Source organism: Terriglobia bacterium (genome assembly GCA_020072645.1).
Taxonomy (GTDB): Bacteria; Acidobacteriota; Terriglobia; order Terriglobales; family Acidobacteriaceae; genus Angelobacter.
In genome coordinates, this window is the sequence record JAIQGK010000012.1 from 442,544 (window position 1) to 464,920 (window position 22,377).

Sequence of the window (22,377 nt, forward strand, 5' to 3'; positions counted from 1 at the left end):
CAGCGTAAAATCCCACCATGCGATTAGCGGGCAAAGTTGCGATCATCACCGGCGGAGGCAGCGGCATTGGAAAAGCCATTGCGCAGGCGTTTGTGCGCGAAGGTGCAAAAGTGGTAATCGCTGGGCGGGACAGTAAGAAGCTTGATCGTGCGGCTATGGAGATCGCCGGCGATTGTTTGGCGGTGAGGGCCGATGTGAGCAGTGCCGGCGATGTAAAGAAACTGGTGTCCGCGACGCTGGAGAGGTTTAGACAGATCAACGTGCTCGTGAATAATGCGGCGGTGCTACTGCCGGGAGCGGCGGAGTCGCTCACAGAACAAGATTTTGACCAGACCTTTGACATTAATGTGAAAGGCCTGTGGTTGCTTTCACGCGCGGTGCTGCCACACATGCGCGTGGCCGGTGGCGGGTCAATTGTGAATATTGGTTCAGTGCTGAGCATGGTGGGAGCGCGGAACCGCGTGGCGTATTCCGCATCGAAGGGCGCGGTGATGGCCATGACGAAGGCGATGGCGCTGGACCATGCGGCGGAAAAGATACGAGTGAACTGCATCGCGCCGGGAATCGTTGAGACGGAGATGGTAGCCAGGTTCAGCACGGACGAAAACGCGCGCAAGCAGCGCGTGGCCTTGCATCCCATGGGCCGCTTTGGCCAGCCTGCGGAGGCAGCAAGCGCAGCGGTCTTCCTGGCCAGCGACGAATCGGCGTGGACAACCGGCAGCGTGCTTACGATTGATGGCGGCTACAGCGCGCAATGATTTAGTGTGCATAGTAATCAAGAGACAAAGAGAATGCAGCTTCGGCGTCGAGGAGAATGATCTGCGATGAGACGATCCAGGATTTACAAGATGCGCTTCGGCGCCATCAGCGACGCGTTTGAGCGGAGGATGCTGGAGAAAGTCCGGACCCTTGCGGACATGGAAGCGCTGAGTGAAAAGCGCATGGCGCATATCGCCCATGCTTACCTGACGGGAGGGGCGGGCGACGAAATTACCTTACGCGCCAACAGCGAGCAGTGGGCACGAATTCGATTGAACCCTAACATGCTGGTTGATGTTTCGGAGATTGATCTCACGACGCAGATTGCAGGCCAGTCATTGGATGTGCCGATTTTGCTTGCTCCTGCCGCCATCCACAGACTCTGGCACCGGAAGGGCGAGATGGCTGTCGTGGCGGGCGCGAACCAAGGAAAGGTAACCGTGGTGACGAGCACGTTTGCCACCGAGTCAGTGGAAAACATGTGCCGGGCCGCAACTCAGCCGGTATGGTTCCAGCTATACACCAGGCCGGACCGGACTTTCAATCAGAGCCTCATTCAACGCGCCGAAGCGGCGGGCTGCAAGGCAATCGTGATCACGGTGGACACGCCGGTAATCGGCACTCGTAACCGGGAAGAACGCGCTTATTTCCGGATGCCGCCGAATTTCAATCTGCCGAACATCAATATTGGCAGTGAGATTCACCGTCATTCGCCGGATTATGCCTTCAGTCTGGTGCCGAATGGGAAGCTCACCTGGAAGGAAATTGAATGGATGTGCTCCATCGCCAAAACGCCGGTGTGGCTGAAAGGCGTGATCAATCCTGAAGACGCTCTGCGTGCCGTGGATACGGGCGCCGCCGGAATCATTGTTTCTAATCACGGCGCACGCAACCTGGACACGTTGCCCGCCACCGCCGACGCGCTTCCGCGGATTGCGGAGAAACTGCAGGGCAGGCTTCCATTGATGGTAGATGGAGGAATCCGCAGGGGCACCGACATACTCAAGGCATTGGCCATGGGCGCCAAGGCTATCTTGATTGGGCGGCCCTATCTGCACGGTGTGGCTGCGGCCGGAGCGGATGGCGTCGCCCGCGTCATTGGGATCCTTCGCTCGGAGTTAAAATCCGCCATGGCGCTGACCGGAAGGACGACAATCGCGCAGATTGATCCATCAGTGTTGTGGAAGCCATAGGAAGGGGAAACCCAGAAACCGCGGCTTAACTGCCTGGCTGATGGCCTGGCCCACCACTCGCGTGGAAAGGATTCCTGACTCGAGGATCTCGCGGCGGTTAGATGGCGTGTAACGGCAATTCACGCTGCATCCGGCAAGGATGATGACGATATCGGCACTCCATCGTGCCTTGCCTAAATTTCCAGTTCACGTCCATTCCAGTCCGCCAAATTGGCGAAGGTGTGGCGTGCGAAAAGAATGAGAGTGTTCACTTATGGCTCAAGATATATGGACAACGGTTGACACCTACATCGCCGATCTTTTTATCGCGACGGATTTCGCCCTGGAAGCCGCGCTTGATTCGAGCAAAGCGGCCGGTTTGCCGACTATCAACGTGTCTCCCGCGCAAGGCAAGCTCCTGCACATGCTGGCCAGAGTGCAGCGAGCAAGCAAAATCCTGGAACTGGGCACGCTGGGCGGATACAGCACGATCTGGCTCGGTCGCGCGCTGCAGCCCGAAGGCCGCCTGATCTCGCTGGAGATCGACCCCAAGCGAGCGGAGATTGCTCGCGCCAACATCGCGCGCGCGGAACTGGCGAACGTAGTCGAAATTCGGGTGGGCGCGGCGACAGATTCATTGCAAAAATTGTTGAGTGAAGGCCGCGGACCATTTGACCTGATCTTTATTGACGCCGACAAACCCGGCTATGCCGACTATCTGCAATGGTGTCTCAAGCTGTCGCGGCCGGGCACACTGATTCTTGCCGACAACGTAATTCGCAAAGGCGCTGTAGCTGATCCAGCCAGCACCGACGAGAACGTACAGGGCATCAGGAAATTCAACGAAGCCCTGGCCGCGGAAAAACGCGTGACCACCACCGTGATACAGACGGTGGGCTGCAAAGGTTATGACGGGCTGGCAGTGATTCTGGTAACGGCAAATACCTGAAATTAGTGGGGGGTGTTTTCTGCGGGCTTCAGCGCTTTTTATCGCCGCCAGTGTGGTGTCTGAGGAGCAAAGGCTGAGCTTAAGAAAACCATGGATCGTGCTTAAGAGCAGGCGAGGTATTGTGAGAACTCCCTGATGCTGTATGGATGGAAGAAAAATCCTCGGGGTCCTTCGACTCCGCGCCCGTCAGCTTAAATCCGTTGAATATCCTGGAGGCGCTGCGCTCAGGATGACAGAGATAAACATTTTGCTTGAATATGAGTTCCTGGTGTTGTGAAGCTATTTCTGAGACACCACACTAGAGCGCATTGCGGTTGTGGCTGATTTAAAATTAGTTAATGTCCCGTTTCCCTGGTTTCTCCCCTGATGCTCTTTCATTCCTGCGTGCGCTCAAACGCAATAACCGTCGCGAATGGTTCCAGCCGCGCAAAGAGAAGTATGAAGCGCTGATTAAAGCGCCGATGCTGGAATTTGTCGGGTGCCTGAATGAAGAGATGGCCCGCTTTGCGCCGACGTACGTCACGCCACCGGCAAAGGCCGTTTACCGCATTTATCGGGACACGCGTTTTTCTCCGGACAAGACGCCGTACAAAACGCATATTGCCGCCATTTTCCCGCGCAACAGCGCGGTCAAGCGCGAGGGCGCGGTGTTCTATCTGCATTTCACGGAAAAAGAATTGCTGGCTTTCGGCGGTGTATGGGGGCCTGACCGCGACGAGCTGCTGGCGTATCGCACATTGCTGCAACAGAACCATGAGGAATTTGCGGAGATCCTCAAGGACAAGCAATTGCGAAAACTTGTGGGCGAGCTCCAAGGCGAACAGTTGAGCCGCATGCCCAAGGGCTTTCCCGTGGACCATGCGGCAGAGAGCCTGCTGCGGAGGAAGCAATGGTATCTGGAGTCCACGCTCCCGGTCAGCGTGCTTACCACGCCGCGCGTAGTGCCCGAGCTGGCAAAACGATTTGCCGTGATGGCGCCGATGGTGGAATTTCTCAACCGGCCGTTTGCGCAAAAGAAAGCGCCGAAAAAGATGCTGTTTATGGGGTTCTAGCGGGGGGCCAAAAGGGTGGGGGCGTTCTGGGTGGACTTATCCCTGTAGGGAGTGCGCAAGGATTACATTCACCGGAGCGTTGAACATTTCAAAACCTTTTGGTTTTAATCTACTGCTTTCAAAATAAGGTGCTGGTAACACCTGCTTTTGAAAGTGGCACATTATACGTATGCCAACCGCCCAGGAGAGTATATTATGGACGGTTTCCAGAAGGTAGCTTGAGCCATGCCCCTATAAGTCCGGCGCTGATGAAATGGGCACGTCAACGTGTCGGCCTTACCCTTGAGCAACTGAGCCACAATTTTGTCCCATTGGAAAAGTTGATGGCGTGGGAACGCGAAGTAGATCCTGAACTTCCTACATTGGCTCAGGCAGAGACACTCGCAAGCAAATTAAAAATACCGCTGCCAATTCTTTTCTTGTCCGAGCCGCCGGACGAGAGCATTCCTGTAGTTGACTTTCGCACTGTAAGCGGCAAACGACGCACAAAGCCCAGCGCGGAGTTTTTGGACACGGTTAATGGTGCCGTAGTACGCCAGGAGTGGTATAGCGAGTACGTGCGCCGTGAGTACCGGAATCGTCCATTGCCGTTTGTGGGAAGTTTCACCGCACTGGACACAACCGAAGTCATAGCACAAGACATTAGGGACACACTGAAGATTGACGCAGCATTAAGGCAGGAATGCGAGAGCTGGAAAGAATTTCTGGCGAAGCTTATACACAGAGCAGAACAACGTGGAATTCTGGTAATGCGAAATGGGATTGTTGGATATGAGCACACTCGTAAACTTCGAGTTGAGGAGTTTCGCGGGTTCGCTCTCAGTGATCCGTACGCGCCATTGATATTTATCAACTACAGAGATGCAAAAGCAGCTCAAATTTTCACTTTAACCCATGAATTAGCACACGTCTGGCTAGGTGCGAGCGGGATATCTAATCCTGATCCAACAAAAGCGTTAGCAGATTTCAAGGTTGCGATTGAGCAGAAGTGCAATGCCATTGCTGCGGAGGTCCTGCTGCCCAAAGATACATTTTCTTGGGACCGTTCGGCATCCACTGAAACAAATATTCACAATATTTCCGTCGAATACCGGGTAAGCAGAATCGTTGCGCTTCGCAGAGCAAGTGATCTTAGCAAGATTACAAAAGAGGAATTTACACGTATTGCAAAAAAAGAATATGGGAAGTCCAAGAAGGCTGAAACTAAAGACTTGCGAGAGGAGGAGGGCAGAGCACACTTTTGGAATTGGAATCTTTTCTTAATGAGAAATGGACATGCTTTCACCAAGGAAGTAGCAATAGCCGCTAAAGCGGGGCGTATTCCCTTTGTACGCGCAGCGCATCTTCTAGGCGTAAGGGCTTCCACTGTTGAGTCGTACCTAACAAAATTCCATTCTGCTTAAAATCGCACGTGCCACGCTATTGGATTGACTCAAGCGTATTTATAACATCGAAAGACACAATGTATGCGTTTGATATTCATACAAGCTTTTGGGCATGGATGGATGGCGCACTAAAACGTGGTGATGTTGGATGCCCTCGTTACGTGTTTAAAGAGATAGTCGAAAATGTCCGCGTGGAGGATAATTTAGCGCGATGGATGGCGGCTAGGAAGAAAAACCACTTGCACATTGAACCGAACGGGGATGTGTATGCTGCTCTGAGAAAAGTAAATGAACACTTATTCAAGAGCGGACGATACAAGATGCCTTTCGCTTTAGACTTTGTAAAATTTGCTGATCCATGGATTATTGCATTCGCTATGGGCTATGGTGGAAAAATTGTAACTCAGGAAAGCGGCACAGATGACAAGGCAGAGAGAGTACTAATTCCTGACGTGTGCCGCAAATTCGGTGTCGAATGCATCAAAGTATGGGACATGCTACGAGAGCTAGAAGTGAAGTTATGAGGTGCGGCTACCGGGAATCGAACCCGGACGGGTTTCCCCAGTGACTTGGCTAAACGCTCAAAATGGATGTTGAGCACTTAGCAAGCCACCGCGTCTGCCAGTTCCGCCACAGCCGCACAAAAAGGATTATACTGCGGCCATGAAGCCCACTACCAGCACCGCACATTTCCGGCAGGATGCAATTAAAGAGATTCGATAATGCTCTCTGTCGTGTTTTAATGTGTCGAAAGACGAGCTGCTGAATAGAAGTGTTACGATGGAAAGCGGTTCTATGGTTGCGAATCACAATCGCTATTCTCCATGAATGCGCCATCCTGACCCGAGCAGTCCTGGACGCCCTTATGACGCAGCGGAGCCGATCCTTCGGCTGCGCGTAAACCGTGTTGAAACATTTTGCAGTTCGGCGTGGCTTGCCTCAGGATAGCGCGTCGTGGGGGTGAAATGGATGTGGACCGGGAACGCTTCCCGCAGGCATGAAAGCCTGAACGCGTGCTTCACCTCCGTTTGACTTGATCAATGTTGTTGGTGCGAATCGTTCTACAGCGATGCTTGAGCAGTACGACGTGGGTCGCTCCGCTGTGCGCAGTCGCCTTCGCTTCATGTTGAAGCGACGCCTCCACCAAGCTTCCATCTTAGGGCAATGGTGTGCCTCAGCTTTTAGGCGAAGCCGCAGTAGGCAGCGAACCATACCCATCCAGCTCACGCGAAAAAGAACAATGACCTGTTTCGCAATTGATTCGCAGGCTCAAGAGGGTTAATATGCCGCATGGATGTTTGTAAAGTGGTAAATTTTCATCGGTTCGCCACCGGATTCTCCGATTGGGATGGATTCCCCGGAGGCGAGTGGGATAAACCTACGCCAAACTGGGATGGGGTGGGCATTAATATACTTGACACAGTAACAAGTTTCCGGTATTCTGGTCTTGCTATGAAACAGCCTATGACCCTGCAAGCCGCAATCATCTTCTACGCCGATCTCGACAACTGCCTGAATCATCTTGTGGCGCAGCGTTGGCCCGATGGTGTTGTCTGTCCAACTTGCGGAAGCAAGGATGTTAAATTCATTCCGACTCGCCGCATTTGGGAGTGCAAAACCAAACACCCCAAGAAACAATTCAGCATTAAGGTAGGAACCATATTTGAGGACAGTCCCATTGGCCTCGACAAGTGGCTCACCGCTGCATGGATGGTTGCCAACTGCAAGAATGGCGTTTCCTCTTACGAGATTCACCGTGCAATCGGCGTGACTCAAAAAACCGCATGGTTCATGCTTCACAGAATCAGACTCGCAATGCAGGATGAAGATGCGGGAAAATTTCAAGGGCACGTCGAAGTTGACGAAACCTTCATCGGCGGTAAGGCCCGCTTCATGCACAAGAAACAACGCGCCAAAATGACTCAGCCCGGAATGCCAAAAGGTGGTGCCAATAAAGTTATCGTCGGCGGTATTTTGGAGCGTGAGGGCAAAGTCAGAACTCAGATTCTTGAGAACAGAGAGCGTCACACTCTTCATGCTCTGGTAAAAGATAACGTCGAGTTTGGTTCTTGCCTGTCTACCGATGATTGTCATTCCTATTGGGGGTTGGATAAGGAATACGCTCACGGAATTGTTGACCATGCCAAAGAGTACGTTAACGGGCAGGTACACACTAATGGGCTGGAGAACTTCTGGAGCCTCGTAAAACGCGGATTGAAAGGCACCTATATTTCCGTTGAGCCGTTCCATCTTTTCCGTTACCTCGATGAGCAGGTATTTCGTTACAACAATCGTGCGACCAAAAAGAAATTCATCTCTGACTTTGACCGTTTCGCAATGGTCACTGATAACCTGCTAGGCAAGCGCGTAACCTACGAACAACTGATTGGCCGTGCGACGCAATTCGGGGCGCAAGCCAACTAAGTATCGCCGCCAGAATCGCGGGAAACGCCGCGTCCGCTGGTTTTCTTAGCCTTCTGTTTTCGGTCCTTTTTCTGTTCCCATTTCTTGTGCCTCTTGTCGATCTCTGCTTTCGGGACTGACAAGAGGCGTTTCGTTAGGCTTGAGAATTTTTCAAATTCAGTCTTTTCTTTCATTGCTCTTTGACCTCGGAAAGCTTACCGGCTAAAAGTGCCATCAGTCTTTTGACGTGGGCAAGAATGGCATCAGCTTCTTCCTTGATATAAATAGCTCGCGTATGCATCACATGATTTCGCCACGCATCGCGAATGCCGCGAATGTCCTGCAATACCGGATAGTAAAATTCTTGTGCCGCCTGTTTGCGCTTGCCTCGTTTCATCTTATTGATCTTAGAGTCAACCTTATCCTGTAGCTGATTAAGCATCGTTTCCCAGTCGGTATAGGGGATTGGAGTGTATTTTATCCGGCCCGTTTTTGTGTGTCGGCGCACTCGACGCAGACCTAGATGAACACAGAGTGCCCTTAATCCCCATTCGACTACCCGCATCAAATGAAACACGGCGGCAGTATTGCAATCGGCAATCAAACAGCTTGACGCTTCCATGATGTCCTCTATCGTGTGCGGGAATGCGTTAATGACTTCCAGCCCCAGCAATTCGGTGTATCCAGGGCACGGTGCGCGCTTTGTATCCACCATAACAAAGGTGATCTTTGTTATTTCATCCACAATCGCTTCTCGCGCGTGTCTCAATTCCGTAGACATAGCGGAATAATCTCTCTTGCGGAACTCAAAGCCGACCACTGTTCGATTGATAATTTCATGCGCAGCTTCAAATCTTTCGGCTTCGCAATATTTTTGTGCTTCTGTCAATATCGAAAGCGCCGTGTTTACCTCTCCTTCATCCGGCTCCGCTCCTACAACCTCACCATATCTAACAAAGTCGGTTTCGAGGAGCAGCATACGCTCAAACAAATCCACTAGATCAGCAACATTAAATTCATTCATAATGTCCCAGAGGCTCCACACTCTGCGGCCATAATCATCCCCGCCATTGCCTCCATAAGCAAGCGCAGACGGAGAAACCCGCCTTTCGGCGGGTTCTGGTTTGATGTTGGACAGATTTTCAGCGCGACGATCTGCTGTGAACAGGTCGCCAGCGTTTGAGCGGTTTGTATTCTCCGGTGCCCCAATTCGCAAATTCAGGGTAGACCATGACATACGGCTCAAGATCGAAGGTAAGAGCGGTCTTGTCCTTGAAACGGATGTCAATGAGGAAGTATTCGGGGGTAACGTCCAGTTCGACGCGCTCAATGATCTTGCCTTTGGCTTGCGGGAAGGCCAGAACGCGCCTGTAGGCTTGCTTTTTGGTACGCTTAGAGACAGCCATGGATTCGCCTTTCTAGGAAGGTGATTTGTGGTTAGGGCTGCGTCGATGCTGATAACATCGGCGTGGCCCGTCTCTCTTGTAGCGCACCCACAGAGAGTCAGCAACAAAAAAATAGCGAAAACCCTGTCACGGCTGGAAATATCTTGTGACAAAATTCGGCACTGTGTCAAGTATGTTAGTGCCGATGGGGTGGGATATCAGGGGAGGGGGTAGGGGAGGATGGAAAGTTAACCAGAAAGTAACTTTTTGCTTTTTGGGTTCCGGCTTCTCGGATCAGACCTTTTCGGATTGCACCAGGCTGAAACCGCCCAAAAGTGTCAAGTGAAAGCCGCCGAGGCGGCAGGTCAAGATACGATCTTTGAAAATTTGTGAACAGCCAAAGCCGCATCGGTAAAGCCGAGGTGCAGAGAACAGTTCTTTGGCGTTGCTGCAAACAATCGAGGGTGAAACCGTGGCCTGCCCAGCCCAGAAGGGCGAAGCCGGAAGGGGGTGGAATGAGTTTTTACTGGAAGAATTCCTCCATCGTGGCCGCCGTGGCCGAATTGCCGGGATGGTCCGTTACGCGCAAAAGATCCAGGACCAGCCGCAAAGTGCTTTGGTGTTGATAGAACCTGGTGGACTTAAAGCCCGTTTTTACATGCGAACCCGCTATTACCCAGGCCACGTTGCCGCCGCCATTGATCACGTCAATGGCCAGCGATTCATCAAAGACAATAATGAACACGCTGTTAGCCAGAGCGGGTGAATTGATCAAAGGGCCGATGTTGTTGCTGAGCCAGCTATCGGCGGCGGAAAGCTTCGCATCATCGGTACAAAGCGGGCCACCGCTTGGGCAATCATGTGCGTCGTTTTCCGCGTTGGGCGCGATGAAAGCAAAACTTGGAAGCGTGCCCGCAGCGGCGTCTGCTGAAAGCTGGGTGACAGGAACAAGGTTAGCGGTCTGGGATCCCAGGACGCTCTGCATGTACGCAAATGGATTGTGGTGCTTGAAATAGGGATATACGTCACCACCGGTATAGCCGGGTGAAGGCAGGCTCTGCATGTAGGCCTTCCAGGTCTTGCCCGCGCTGGTCAGAGCTTGTGCAACATTGTCTGAGCTAATGGCGCCGGGAAAGGAATCGTCGTTGGTCTCAACATTTCCCGTGGTCAGCATGAAGTAATTGCCGATTGAAGGATGCGTGTTGGCAAAATAATTTGCCGCATGCGAATGCGCTGTGGCCAAAGAATTCAGGAACGGCATTGATGAATTGCCGATCACCTGGGCAGCTGCGTGGTTCTCCAGCACAACCAGAAAAACATGGTCTGCCGCAGGGATGGCCGTCGTGCTGGGCGTGGGTGTGGGTGGGCCGCCTACGTGGTTTACACCTCCGCATCCAACCATTACCGCAAGAAAAACCAAGAGGAAAAGAGGTGTAATTTTGCAGCGCATCAAATTGAATCTCCTGTGGAGCACCCGTTTTTAGATGCCGGCCAACCTTAGGACGTGGTCTTAACGACCTAGACTAGGTTGTTTGGGTAGGAAGATGCTCTTTGAGGCCTGTCCATCAGTTTATTGCCGATACGGTGGTGAAGGTCCTTGGACACAAGCGGGCGTGGAAGATGATTGAACAGATTGAGATCCGCAAAAGATAGTCAACGTGCGTTTGCAGATAAAAATCGAATAAGACCGGAGTTGCGGGCTAACTCGCAGCTTGCATTCTCCATCCTACATAGCTGGAAAGATGCGCCGTCCTCAAATGGCGCATCTTAGGAACCTGGAAAATCATGTTAATCACATTGGCATTACTCGTTCTCTGGATTCTTAGCATGTACTTTTACCTTCCTCTACCGGTAGTGGTGCTGCTCTTTGCCGCGCTGGCGACTGGAACCACAATGACCATCTGGCAGGCGTGGATGAGCCGCAAACAGCGCCTGGCAGCTATTGGCGAGCAGGATTCAAACAGCTAATTCGCGGCGCATTCGGTGCTGAAAAGCGATAGACTTTGCTCATGAAGTTTCTGGGCAAATTCCTGCTGCTGGCCGCGTGCGTCGCGGCTGCGCAATCGCCGCAGACCAGCCAGCCGGCTGCACCGAAGGCCCCGGCAGCCAGCGCCGATCAAACGCAGCTTGCCGCGATCGTAAAGCAGCAGTTCGGCGATACGTTTACGCTTCCGGCAAAGTTTTCTCCGCCGCTGATCACGGCGGATTTTGACGGCGATGGCGTCGAAGATGTCGCGATCGTGGCCGATAGCAAAGATCCGCTGCCCGATTCTTTTGCTTTCAAATACGATGTGGCCGACCCTTACCACGCTTATTTCGGCTTTGGAAATCCCAAAATTACATCCACGTTTAGCGCTGATCCGGGGCACACGCATCATTTCCTGGTGATATTTGGCAGCGGCAAAGAAGCCTGGCATGCTGCAACGCCAAAAGCAAAGTTCGTCCTGATCAACGTTCCGTTTGATACGTTTGAAGTCGGGCGAATGCTCATCAGCAAAAAGAAGCCGCCCATCTTTGTCATCAAGGCCCTGGAGTCGCAAATAATGGATTCCGCCTTGTGGTGGGAAGCCAAGAAGAAACGCTGGCGCTGGGAGCCAGGCAACACACTGTAGTAATGGCGCGATGCGCTCTTGTGATGGCTGCCTTTACCTGTGAACCGCCAATCTATGTGCCACCTATCTGGCTGATGCGGCTTCTGCTTTTGGCCGGATTTTTCTGGCGCCGAAGAACGCTTCCCTGGCTGGCTTTTGGGAAGCCAACCAGAGTTTTACTACTTCAAACGTAATTGTGGTGCCGTAAGTCACCGCAATCCAGACGCAAACGGCTTCAAGAGGCAGGTTCGACCACGCCTTTACCGACAAGCCAAGCATCTGCTTCGGTTGATATCCCCACCAACCGTATGGCAGAGCCAGCGTGGCTTCCCAAACCAGGCTAACCAGCAGAACGTATAACAGCACCAGACTAAAAGCGCGCCAGTTGATGGATGCTTTCACCGTCGGATAGAAACCTACTGCCGGAATGAGCCCGCCTGCAATCAGCACGGTCAGATAACCAGGGAAACCGACAGGTTCCGGTGAAAACATCTTTTTGTAAAGAATGGCAGTCCCCACCAGCAGCGCACCCAATACAGCCGAGGTTGGATGAAACACCAGCAGCCTCGATTTCCCTTTTGCTTCCTCCGCGTAGTCGGGAATGTTGTAAGCAGCAAGCCAGAACTCGTCGAGCCAAATGTAGATCAGAAGGATGGCGATGAAACCTGAGAAGTAGAACAGGTATTCTTCAATCGGTACCGGACCGCCCAATGCGGGTGCGCCAATTCCCAGCGTGGCATGGCGATTGGGAAACACAAAGAACTTATGAGCAAAGAAAAAATCCAGAGCGAAGCCAAGCGGAACCAGGATTGAAATCGTTCTCCAAAAAGCACTCTTGGGAAGCCTGATGCGTTCCTGTGGAAAGAGCCAGCCGGCGATCACGATAATCGGAACAACAAACAGCAGCAAACTCCATGTATACCCTTGCGGTGTAGGATCAGCGCTGGTGATCGTGATGGAACCCGCATCGCGAACTCTGTTGAGCGTTATGGCCGCGGGAACGGCGATCATTGCAAGAATGGTCAAAACAATTCCCGGCCCAAGCCGAAATGTGGGTGAAGGCTTCTGCGATGAAGGCATGGACGGCCCTCCTGATCTTCGCGATTCTACTCTGCTTTGTTCCGGAACCGATCAGTAACTTTTTCGCTAATTCATTGGATGTCGCATGATCAGAAATACTTCAAGGTTGGGGTTTCCCCTATAATTCCATCTCATGGACCTGGAACAGAAGATTGAAGAGCTTAAGCGCCGTGATTCGCTGGCTGAAGCCGGGGGCGGCAAGGAACGACAGGAGCGCCAGCACAAAGAAGGCAAGATGTCCGCGCGTGAGCGCATTGAATTCCTGCTGGATGAAGGCACCTTTGAGGAATTCGACAAGATGGTCACGCACAGCTGCACGGACTTTGGCATGGAGCAGAACAAAGTGTATGGTGACGGCTTTGTTACCGGCTATGGCCGCATTGAAGGCCGGCTGGTATTTGTTTTTGCCCAGGATTTCACCGTGTTCGGCGGATCGCTTTCAGCGGCCAATGCCGGCAAGATCGTAAAGATCATGGACACCGCGATGAAGGTTGGCGCGCCGGTGATCGGGCTGAATGATTCCGGCGGCGCGCGCATTCAGGAAGGTGTGATGTCTCTGGCCGGCTATGCCGATATTTTTCTGCGCAACACGCTGGCCAGCGGCGTGATCCCGCAAATTTCCGCCATCATGGGCCCGTGCGCAGGCGGAGCGGTGTATTCGCCTGCCATTACAGATTTCATCCTGATGGTGGACAAAACTTCTTATATGTTCGTGACCGGCCCGGACGTGATTAAGACCGTGACGCATGAAGAGGTCACTAAAGACGAGCTTGGCGGCGCGGGAACGCACAATGAAACTTCCGGCGTGGCGCATTTTATGGCGCATGACGATGCCGAATGTCTCTCGATGGTGCGCGAACTGTTCGGGTTTATTCCTTCCAATAATCTCGACGATCCGCCCCGCCGCGAATGCACCGATCCCATTGACCGTGCGGATTCCGAGCTGCAGACCGTGGTCCCGGTTGAATCCAGCCAGCCTTATGACATGAAAGATGTGATCACGCGCGTGGTGGATGACGGTTACTTCTTTGAAGTGCATGAGCACTACGCAAAAAACATCGTCGTGGGATTCGCCCGCCTGAATGGCCGTTCCGTGGGGATCGTAGCCAATCAACCCGCGTTTCTGGCTGGCGTGCTCGATATCAATGCGTCAGTAAAAGGCGCGCGGTTTGTGCGCTTTTGCGATGCCTTTAACATTCCGCTGATCACATTTGAAGATGTCCCCGGATTTCTCCCCGGGACGCAGCAGGAGTACGGCGGCATCATCCGCCACGGCGCAAAGTTGTTGTTTGCCTTTGCTGAAGCCACGGTCCCCAAGATCACCATAATCACGCGCAAAGCTTATGGCGGCGCATATTGCGTCATGTCATCCAAGCACATCCGTACGGACGTGAATTATGCGTGGCCCACGGCGGAAATCGCGGTGATGGGAGCAGAAGGAGCGGTCAACATTGTGTACAAGCGCGAGCTGGAGCGCGCGGCGCTTTCAGCGAAATCAGAGAAAGAAAAAGCTGAAGTCATTGCCAGGGCGCGCAATGAAAAGATTGAAGAATTCCGCGACCGCTTTGCCAGCCCTTACGTTGCCGCCGAACGCGGCTATATTGACGCCGTGATTCGTCCGCAGGAAACGCGTAAAAAGCTGATTGACGCGCTGGAAATGCTCCAGAACAAGCGCGACAAGAATCCGCCGAAGAAGCATGCGAATATTCCGCTGTGAGCTCTCATGTTTTGTCCCCTGAGCGCAAGGAACTCCTATAGCAGCGGGACGCTTATCGCGGATTACGCGGAATAACTCGGATTTTTATTGAACCCTGAAGCAAAAGAAATCTCGATAAACTTTGGGAGTGCGACTTTCCCCAAATCGCATTCCTCAACTCCTCGTAGTCAAGTGCCTTCCTAGGCCGGGCCGTTCCACCACTCTGGCTCCTTGGGGACGCCGAGGATGGATATCGCATCTATTTGGACAAGTGGAAGCTGCTGGTGCCCGAAGGTTCCGAACAGCGTCAGTCGCATGGTCAACGCCGCACCGGCAGTTGAAGGCGCAGTCACCTTGTACCAAGCTGCCGCTTTCTGTGCGATCATCGACGCTATTGCCGGTACTGAACTGGGATCGATTGGAATCCAGTCCACCAGCGACACCGGCATCACGACTGGAAGTACGGGACCGGCCAGTTGGTGCTCATACAGAAGTACAACTCTCAGATGGCAGTCTAACTCCTGAGTCGGTGCAATAACCTTGAATATGTCTTGCAGCGTTTGCGCGAGAGTGGCAGCTGGTGTCAGCGCTCGGGTCTGTCCGCATTGCAACAGTGGAGCTACCGGACTTAAAAAACGACTTACATGTGATTGATAGATAGACTCCTTGGTCTCGCCGTCAGCAACGATCTTCACGATCTGTTTTACAAACAAGCTCAAATTGGCGGTCCGCCTCTGGCGGAAGTCCAGGTTGCGCCATATCAAGGTCATGTGGCCAAAAAACGAGAGAGGATCCTCGACATTCTCAAAGCAGTGGCTGACTTGCCACCATTCTTTCTCATCCTTGAGAACGTGGTCAGCCGGCGAGTCGCTTTGGTGATCCCAGACTTGATCCTGCACGGTGACAACTGGCCATTGCGACGGGGGACCACCGGATTGGTTTCGCCCGGACAGCCGCATCATTTCTATCTCGTCGGGCAGCTCGATAAAAAAGTGCTCCAGTAGAAGCCCGCTGTTCGCCGCCAGCTGTTCCATGTTGGGCCCGGCTGGATCTGCGTTGAAGATAACGTCTAAATACAACTCGTCCCGCAACGCAAAATTGTGCGCGAACTGCACGGTGTAATCCCATTTCAACACCTCGGCAATTGCGTCTTCAATATTGGCCGGACCGGCGTCGGAATGCGACGCTAGAGGTGCGGCCGTCGCCGCTTGTGAGATGAGAATGGGAGCATCGGGGATCCATGGGGTTCTAGTTTTCAACGTTTGGCCAACGTTTCATTGTGTTCCGCCGCGCTTCAGTGATTGCTCAGCTGGCGGCTTACTTATCTTCGTACTGTGGAGTGGTCCCGAAAGTGATGCATGTCACGACGATGAGTGATGCTGTAATAATAAAGTCAAGTCAGTGAGCTTTTCGATGGACTAACTTGAATTATCCCAGGCTTTGCGAAGAAGCAAAGCGCTTCGCCTGTATCTCAATGTAGACGTTGATCAGCGAAACCGCAGCCGGCGTTACGCCTGGAATGCGCGACGCGTGGCCGAGCGTGCGTGGGCGGACTCGTTGCAACTTTTCATTCATCTCGCGCGAAAGACCGCTGACTTTGCCGTAGTCAAACCAATCAGGAATCGGTCTTCATTTCATTGTGCGCCAGCAGAATACCGTGTCGATCCGGTTGTGATCGGCGGTATTGGTTCGCGTGAATCAAGGTGGGGCCTTATCAATCGCTCACCCGGGCCGGCGGGCACGGGAGACTTTGGGCCGCGCAGGTTTCCTACCGCATTCCGGACAGGCGCATTACCACCCGACGGGGGAGGATATGGCCGCGGGTTGATGCAGATTGATTTTGATGCTTTTCCCTTTGCCCGCAACGGCAACTGGCAAGACCCTGAAGCCAATATCAATACTGGCTGTAGCGTGTTGAAATCAAATCTGGATCTGCTGGGAAGAAAAACGTCCCTTACCGGGCGCGACCTGCTTCAGGCAGCGATTGCTGCTTATAACTGCGGCGCAGGAAACGTTCTCACCGCGATAAGTGAAAGCCATGACGTGGATTTTTTCACCACCGGTAGGAACTACTCAAAGGATGTTCTGAACCGCGCCGGATTTTTCCAGAATGCGGGATGGGATTCGCAGTCGTAGACCGGCAACTTGGTTAAAGGTCTCTGGTTGTTGGAAGCTCGTTTGCCTCGTTGGCCGGCAATTCCGCCAGCAGCCCTCTCAGATCCAGGTGTCGCGTGTACATGGCCAGCTTGCCATCCGGCGTGCGTGGCCATGTCTCTCTAGGACGATCAACGTACAATTCCACTCCATTCCCGTCAGGATCGCGCAGGTAAAGCGATTGGCTTACGCCGTGATCGGCAGCGCCTTCAAGGCCGATTCCGGCTGCGATCAAGCGCCGCAGCGCGTCTGCCAATGCCGCCCGACTGGGATAGACGATGGCGTGATGGTAAAGGCCGGTTGTGCCGAACGGAGGAGGCGGACCATCGAGGCTCTCCCACGTGTTGAGAGCAATGTGATGGTGATAGCCGCCGGCCGAGAGGAATGCAGCCTGGTCGCCCATACGTTGCATCAGCTCAAACCCAAGCACGTCCCTGTAAAATCCTATGGCGCGTTCCAGGTTAGCGACTTTCAAGTGCACATGGCCAATGCGCACTTCAGGATCGATCGGATTGCTTTTCTTTCCCGTCGCCATAACTTAGCTGGGGTTCTGTTGGGCCTGCGCAAACCGCTTGCCCTGAATTTCAATATAGACATGAATGAGCGAAACCGCAGCCGGGGTTACCCCGGGAATGCGCGAGGCGTGGCCCAGTGTGCGGGGACGGACGCGCTGGAGTTTCTCATTCATCTCTCGCGAAAGGCCGCTCACCTTGCCGTAATCGAACCAGTCAGGAATGACCCGCTGCTCGGCCTTCTTCAGTCGCTCAATGGACTTACGTTGCTGGTCAAGATAACCGGCGTATTTGATTTCCGTCTCGACGGTCTTCATTTCATTGCGCGCGGCCGTGGAGAGTTTCGGCCGTGAATCAGGACCATTTTCAGACCGGTTTTCCTCCGTGTCTCCGTGTCTCCGTGATGGATTTTCGGTTTCAGTTAACAACGCGATCTCGACAAAATACTCCGTATAGACTTCCGCCACTACGCCCGCCAGGTCTTCAATCACAATCTCTGGCCGTTTCAGCAATTGCGCCAGCGTCGACCCGAGCGCGCTAGAAAGATTATTTCCGTTTGCAGCAGTTGGAGAGACCTCCATTGATTCGGCCTCACCCTCAATCTCATTCAATTTCGATGCAAGCACGGCCACCCTCTCCTGCTGCGTCCGGCCGATCTTCTCCAGCATCTCGCCGCTGACGCGCGTCTTTTCAAGCAACGCCGCAAGCTTTTGTGCGCGATTCTCCTTGGCCTGATAATCTGCCCATGCCTGGTCGTTGATCAGGCCGATGCGGCGGCCATGCGGCGTGAGGCGACGGTCAGCATTATCAATGCGCAAATGCAGCCGGAACTCTGCGCGTGAAGTGAACATCCGGTAAGGCTCGTTGGTCCCTTTGCTGATGAGGTCGTCAATCAGGATGGCCGTGTAGGCTTCTGTGCGGTCCAGCACCAGCGGCGGCTCGCCTTTGATCTTCAACGGTGCATTGATACCTGCCATCAGCCCCTGGCAGGCCGCTTCCTCATAGCCGGAGGTCCCATTGATCTGTCCGGCAAGGAATAGGCGATCGATCTTCTTGGTTTCCAGCGTGCGCTCAAGCTCGGTTGGATCAATAGAGTCGTATTCGATGGCATATCCCGGCCGCAGCATCTCCGCCTTTTCCAGACCGGGAATTGATTTGACAATCGCAAGTTGCACGTCAATCGGCAGGGATGTGCTCATGCCGTTGACATAAATCTCATGTGTGTTCAGGCCTTCCGGCTCTAGAAAAAGTTGGTGCGTGGTCTTGTCCGGAAATTTGACGATCTTGTCTTCAATGCTTGGACAATACCGTGGGCCAATGCTCTGGATCTGTCCGGAATACATGGGCGAGCGATGAACGTTCTCAGCGATGATGCGGTGCGTCTCCGCCGTGGTGAACGCGATATAACAGGGCACCTGCTTCTGCGTGATTCTCTTTGTGCGGAAGCTGAAAGGCGTGGGATCGGCGTCGCCCGGTTGCACTTCAAAGCGCGCCCAGTCAATGCTACGGCCATCGAGGCGCGGCGGCGTCCCGGTCTTAAGCCTGCATCCGCGCAGACCCAACAGCTTGAGCGATTCGCCCAGAAGCTGCGATGGTGGTTCACCACTGCGTCCGGCAGGATATGTTTGCTCGCCGCAATGGATCAGCCCATTGAGGAAAGTTCCGGTAGTGACGATGACGGCCTGCGCGCCTACCGTGCGCCCGTCGCGGAGTTTGATGCCACGTGCAACGGCGAACCTACCACGGAGGCACGGAGACACGGAGGAATCTAATTGTGCTGATGATTCGTGGTTGAATGTTCCGGATCCGATCCCCCGATGATTTTCCCCAGAATTGTTTTTCTCCGCGTCTCCGCGCCTCCGCGGTGAGTCCTCGGTGTCTTCAATTATCAGCTCGGCCACTTCAGCCTGCTTGATAAACAGATTCGGCTGGCTCTCCAGCACTTCACGCATCTTGAGCCGGTATTGCTGCTTGTCACATTGTGCGCGCGGTGACCACACCGCCGGCCCGCGTGAAGTGTTGAGCAGGCGGAACTGAATACCTACGGCGTCCGTGACTTCGCCCATGATCCCGCCCAGCGCGTCCACCTCGCGGACCAGGTGTCCTTTGGCGATCCCGCCGACAGCAGGATTGCATGACATTTGCGCGATTAAGTCCACATTCAGCGTAAAAAGCGCGGTCTTAAGTCCCATGCGGGCGGCGGCCATCGCGGCTTCGCAGCCGGCATGGCCTGCGCCGACAACCACTACATCGTATTGTTCAGTGAAATGCACCATTGACTGACTCTATTTTACAGGCCGCAGCCTTTCCCCGCTGGCACATGCCCGTTCGCAGCGCGCACCGGACTTAAGCGCCAGTAATCATGCGAAGGACGGTTGTTTAGTGATCCAGATCAATTGTCTGTGGCGCTTGCGCGCGTAGAGGCGTGCTTTCGGACTGAGAAGGGTTTGAAGCCGAATCTTTGGGAAGAGCATCCTTGATGGCGATGAACAGCTTTGCGGCATCTACGGGCTTTGTCACATAGGCATCCATGCCTGCGGCCAGGCAGCGCTCACGGTCTCCGATCATGGCATGGGCGGTCATGGCGACAATCGGCAGATGTTTGTGGGAGATTTGTTCGTGGGCGCGTATGACTTTGGTAGCCTCAAAGCCGTCCATATCGGGCATCTGCACGTCCATCAGGACCAAATCAAAACTTTGTTGCTCCAGTGCGGCCAGAGCCTCTCGTCCACTACCCACAGCCACGGCAGAATGGCCTTGCTTTGCCAACAGACTCCGGGCCAGTCGGAGGTTCACCAGGTTATCGTCGGCAATCAGGATATGGAGCTTCCTGGTTGGAACTGCCGCCATGCGCTCTTCGCGAGCCTGCATCGTGTCTATGACCGGGGTCGCGGCAGCTTGACCGAAGCGAGCCGTAAAGTAAAACGTGCTGCCATTGCCGGGTTTGCTCTCCAGCCATATGCGGCCTTGCATGAGCGCAACCAATTGCGTAACGATCGCCAAACCCAGTCCCGTACCTCCGTATTGGCGGGTGGAGGAAGTATCCGCCTGTACAAAGGCTTCAAAAATCGTTTTTTGCTTGTCCTCGGAGATTCCGATTCCCGTATCGCTCACGCTGAATTGAAGTGTTTCGCCGTGCAGTTTTATTACGCTTACAATGACCTCTCCCTTGTCGGTGAACTTCACCGCATTGCCAACAAGGTTCATCAATATTTGCCGCAGGCGTCCGGGATCGCCGATTGCGATGTCAGGCAAGTCCGCCGAGAAATGGGTTTGCAGAGACAGCTGCTTGTTCCTGGCCTGAACGGAAAATTCTTTGACTGTCGCTTTTACAACCTCTCTTACGCTGAAGGGGACGCGTTCCAATTCCAGCTTGCGCGCTTCAATCTTTGAAAAATCAAGAATGTCATTGATGATTTCGAGCAATGCGCCAGCCGAGCTTTTTACGGTTGCCAGGTAATCGCGCTGCTCGGGAGTAAGATCGGTATCGAGGGCCAGGTCAATCATTCCTATCACGCCGTTCATTGGCGTGCGAATTTCATGGCTCATATTCGCCAGGAACTCACTCTTTGCCCGGTTGGCGGATTCCGCGGCTTCCTTGGCCATGCGCATTTGCTCTTCCGCCTGCTTGAGCAAAGTGATGTCCAGAAATGTCCCTTCAATTTCAGTCCCGGCAGCGCCGGGAATCATGGTGGTGTTGGCCATTACCCAGACCGAACTTCCATCCTTGCGACGGAGAGACAACTCCTGGTTGGAAGCAGTTCCGTACTTGGCCATTCTCTGGTCGGCAACGTTCTTGTCGGCAAGATCGAAAAATACGTCCAACACGGAGCGGCCAATCAGGTCTTCGCGCGAATCATAACCAAGAATTTTGGCGCCCGCGTCATTGCAATCAAGAAAGCTTCCTACCTGCGAACACCGAAATACGCCCGCCAGGTTGCGCTCAAACAGGAGCCGGTAGCGCTGTTCCGATTCGCGCAGCGATTCCTCGGCTGCTTTGCGCTGGGTAATGTCCGTCACTAGCCCACTGGCATACCGCAAGCCGTCTTTTTCAAATGTCTGGATGGCCCGGTTATGGACCCAGCGCCATTCTCCGTCTTTGCGGCGTACGCGGAACTCCATGTCGAATGGTGCGCCTTCGTTAAAGAACAACCTGAACGAGCCCAGGACTTGTTGGGCTTCATCCGGATGGACGCATTCGAAGAGAATTGGGAGCCCGCGAGCGTAACATTCTTCCACGCTGTACCCCAAAACCTTCTCTGTATTAGGGCTTAGAAATTTTATCTGGTCATTGCTGTCAACCATCCAAATGACGTCTGGCATGGTCTGGATAAGAGCGCGATAATTTTCGTTCGCTTCACGTAGCGCCTGCTGCGTAGCTTTGGCCTGTGTGATATCGCGTGCGATCGCGGAAACGCCGATGACCTCTCCCTTCGGGTTCTTGATTGGACAATATGTCAGGGACACGTCAACCCGGCGGCCATCTTTGTGATGGCGCTCGGATTCGAATCGAACCAGTGTCTCTCCTGCCAGCACGCGTGCGAAGCATCTGTTGTATTCATCTACCCGCTCTGGCGGAATAATGGTGGCGAAGACAGATTCTCCAAGAATGTCTTCCGCGGGAAATCCATAAATGGCCTGCGCGCCCCGGTTCCAGCTCAAGACCCTCTTGTCCAGTGAAACGGCAATAATTCCCTCTTCAGAGTACTCAACCACCGCTGCCAGCAGAGCTCGCGCTTCGTCGGCGCGCCTGCGCTCACTTACGTCCCTTAAAATTGCCGCGACGCCTATCAATTTTCCATCGGCATCTTTCACCGGCGATGCGGAACAACTGATTTCAATCCGGCGTCTGTCCTTGGTCACGCCACTGCCGTCAAAAGGATGTACGGTTTCGCCTCGCTTCATGCGCTCAATGACAGCATTTACCGCGGGTATCGCCTCATCAATCGCTAGTGTGGCAATGTTCTGTCCAATGATTTCTTCAGCGCGATAACCAAACAGCTTTTCCGCTGCCTGGTTCCAGCTCTCGATGGTCGCGTCCGGCGTGCACCCGATGATCGCGTCTTCAGCATTTTCCACGATGGATGCCAGGAACTTCTGTGCGTCTTCTGCTGACTTATTCGTCATCGGCTTCTCCTTCCTCTTATTGTCATGCTGCGCCTTTGTTTCTTTTAAGACAAGCTTCTTCCGGACTCTGCTGGAAAGGCCCCTGCAAACTCCATATTCTTCAATATTTTAC

20 protein-coding genes and 1 tRNA gene are annotated in these 22,377 nt (G+C 53.6%); 11 read left to right on the top strand and 10 right to left on the bottom strand.

The window, feature by feature from the left end; all coding sequences use genetic code 11:
- Positions 1-17 precede the first annotated feature (17 nt).
- The 6 genes from LAO76_18460 to LAO76_18485 all read left to right on the top strand — a co-directional run bounded on the left by LAO76_18460 (position 18) and on the right by LAO76_18485 (position 5,841).
- Positions 18-758 (top strand): glucose 1-dehydrogenase, encoded by a 741-nt coding sequence (locus LAO76_18460; GenBank protein ID MBZ5492906.1) that lies wholly within the window; start codon positions 18-20, stop codon positions 756-758.
- A gap of 129 nt (positions 759-887) precedes the next feature.
- Positions 888-1,952, top strand: coding sequence for an alpha-hydroxy-acid oxidizing protein (locus LAO76_18465; GenBank protein ID MBZ5492907.1), 1,065 nt, complete (start codon positions 888-890; stop codon positions 1,950-1,952).
- Positions 1,953-2,205: 253 nt separating this feature from the next.
- On the top strand, positions 2,206-2,880 hold the full coding sequence (locus LAO76_18470; protein MBZ5492908.1) for an O-methyltransferase: 675 nt from the start codon (positions 2,206-2,208) through the stop codon (positions 2,878-2,880).
- A 338-nt stretch (positions 2,881-3,218) separates the two neighbouring features.
- Positions 3,219-3,932 carry a DUF2461 domain-containing protein gene (locus LAO76_18475; GenBank protein MBZ5492909.1) on the top strand — a complete coding sequence of 238 codons (714 nt, stop codon included), beginning with the start codon at positions 3,219-3,221 and terminating at the stop codon, positions 3,930-3,932.
- A 248-nt stretch (positions 3,933-4,180) separates the two neighbouring features.
- Positions 4,181-5,335, top strand: coding sequence for an ImmA/IrrE family metallo-endopeptidase (locus LAO76_18480; GenBank protein MBZ5492910.1), 1,155 nt, complete (start codon positions 4,181-4,183; stop codon positions 5,333-5,335).
- 8 nt (positions 5,336-5,343) lie between these two features.
- Positions 5,344-5,841: a DUF4411 family protein gene (locus LAO76_18485; GenBank protein MBZ5492911.1), complete on the top strand. Its 498-nt coding sequence runs from the start codon at positions 5,344-5,346 to the stop codon at positions 5,839-5,841.
- A 2-nt stretch (positions 5,842-5,843) separates the two neighbouring features.
- Here LAO76_18485 and LAO76_18490 read toward each other — a convergent pair.
- Positions 5,844-5,957 (bottom strand) — tRNA-OTHER (locus LAO76_18490).
- 812 nt (positions 5,958-6,769) lie between these two features.
- Between LAO76_18490 and LAO76_18495 the strand changes: the two genes are divergently transcribed.
- Positions 6,770-7,741 carry an IS1595 family transposase gene (locus LAO76_18495; protein MBZ5492912.1) on the top strand — a complete coding sequence of 324 codons (972 nt, stop codon included), beginning with the start codon at positions 6,770-6,772 and terminating at the stop codon, positions 7,739-7,741.
- A 169-nt stretch (positions 7,742-7,910) separates the two neighbouring features.
- Here LAO76_18495 and LAO76_18500 read toward each other — a convergent pair whose 3' ends face one another.
- The 3 genes from LAO76_18500 to LAO76_18510 form a co-directional block, all read right to left on the bottom strand.
- Entirely contained in the window at positions 7,911-8,744 is an 834-nt protein-coding gene (locus tag LAO76_18500; protein MBZ5492913.1) for a hypothetical protein, read from the bottom strand.
- Between the two features lie 118 nt (positions 8,745-8,862).
- Positions 8,863-9,126, bottom strand: coding sequence for a hypothetical protein (locus tag LAO76_18505; GenBank protein MBZ5492914.1), 264 nt, complete (start codon positions 9,124-9,126; stop codon positions 8,863-8,865).
- Between the two features lie 502 nt (positions 9,127-9,628).
- Positions 9,629-10,555 (bottom strand): alkaline phosphatase family protein, encoded by a 927-nt coding sequence (locus LAO76_18510; GenBank protein ID MBZ5492915.1) that lies wholly within the window; start codon positions 10,553-10,555, stop codon positions 9,629-9,631.
- A gap of 377 nt (positions 10,556-10,932) precedes the next feature.
- On the opposite strand from LAO76_18510, the gene LAO76_18515 reads away from it, so the two are divergent.
- Both LAO76_18515 and LAO76_18520 read left to right on the top strand, forming a co-directional pair.
- A complete protein-coding gene (locus tag LAO76_18515) occupies positions 10,933-11,073 on the top strand; it encodes a hypothetical protein (protein ID MBZ5492916.1) in 141 nt (46 codons plus the stop codon).
- A 41-nt stretch (positions 11,074-11,114) separates the two neighbouring features.
- Positions 11,115-11,717, top strand: a complete 603-nt coding sequence (locus LAO76_18520; protein ID MBZ5492917.1) for a hypothetical protein — start codon at positions 11,115-11,117, stop codon at positions 11,715-11,717.
- A gap of 63 nt (positions 11,718-11,780) precedes the next feature.
- Here LAO76_18520 and LAO76_18525 read toward each other — a convergent pair whose 3' ends face one another.
- Complete coding sequence (locus tag LAO76_18525; protein MBZ5492918.1) at positions 11,781-12,776, bottom strand: hypothetical protein; 996 nt, start codon at positions 12,774-12,776, stop codon at positions 11,781-11,783.
- Positions 12,777-12,909: 133 nt separating this feature from the next.
- Here LAO76_18525 and LAO76_18530 point away from each other — a divergent pair, with 133 nt between their 5' ends.
- Positions 12,910-14,493 carry an acyl-CoA carboxylase subunit beta gene (locus LAO76_18530; GenBank protein ID MBZ5492919.1) on the top strand — a complete coding sequence of 528 codons (1,584 nt, stop codon included), beginning with the start codon at positions 12,910-12,912 and terminating at the stop codon, positions 14,491-14,493.
- Between the two features lie 179 nt (positions 14,494-14,672).
- On the opposite strand, the gene LAO76_18535 is transcribed toward LAO76_18530, so the two are convergent.
- Together LAO76_18535 and LAO76_18540 are read right to left on the bottom strand one after the other, a co-directional pair.
- Entirely contained in the window at positions 14,673-15,731 is a 1,059-nt protein-coding gene (locus tag LAO76_18535) for a hypothetical protein (protein MBZ5492920.1), read from the bottom strand.
- A 169-nt stretch (positions 15,732-15,900) separates the two neighbouring features.
- The gene (locus LAO76_18540; GenBank protein MBZ5492921.1) at positions 15,901-16,095 is read right to left on the bottom strand and encodes a hypothetical protein; all 195 of its coding nucleotides are present in this window, start codon (positions 16,093-16,095) and stop codon (positions 15,901-15,903) included.
- Here LAO76_18540 and LAO76_18545 point away from each other — a divergent pair.
- Positions 16,003-16,608, top strand: coding sequence for a transglycosylase SLT domain-containing protein (locus LAO76_18545; protein ID MBZ5492922.1), 606 nt, complete (start codon positions 16,003-16,005; stop codon positions 16,606-16,608). The two genes, LAO76_18540 and LAO76_18545, sit on opposite strands and share 93 nt — an antisense overlap.
- Before the next feature lie 13 nt (positions 16,609-16,621).
- Here LAO76_18545 and LAO76_18550 read toward each other — a convergent pair whose 3' ends face one another.
- The 3 genes from LAO76_18550 to LAO76_18560 all read right to left on the bottom strand — a co-directional run bounded on the left by LAO76_18550 (position 16,622) and on the right by LAO76_18560 (position 22,265).
- The gene (locus tag LAO76_18550; GenBank protein ID MBZ5492923.1) at positions 16,622-17,161 is read right to left on the bottom strand and encodes a VOC family protein; all 540 of its coding nucleotides are present in this window, start codon (positions 17,159-17,161) and stop codon (positions 16,622-16,624) included.
- A 3-nt stretch (positions 17,162-17,164) separates the two neighbouring features.
- Positions 17,165-19,414, bottom strand: coding sequence for a tRNA uridine-5-carboxymethylaminomethyl(34) synthesis enzyme MnmG (gene mnmG, locus LAO76_18555; protein MBZ5492924.1), 2,250 nt, complete (start codon positions 19,412-19,414; stop codon positions 17,165-17,167).
- A 103-nt stretch (positions 19,415-19,517) separates the two neighbouring features.
- Positions 19,518-22,265 carry a PAS domain S-box protein gene (locus tag LAO76_18560; GenBank protein ID MBZ5492925.1) on the bottom strand — a complete coding sequence of 916 codons (2,748 nt, stop codon included), beginning with the start codon at positions 22,263-22,265 and terminating at the stop codon, positions 19,518-19,520.
- Between the last annotated feature and the right edge of the window lie 112 nt (positions 22,266-22,377).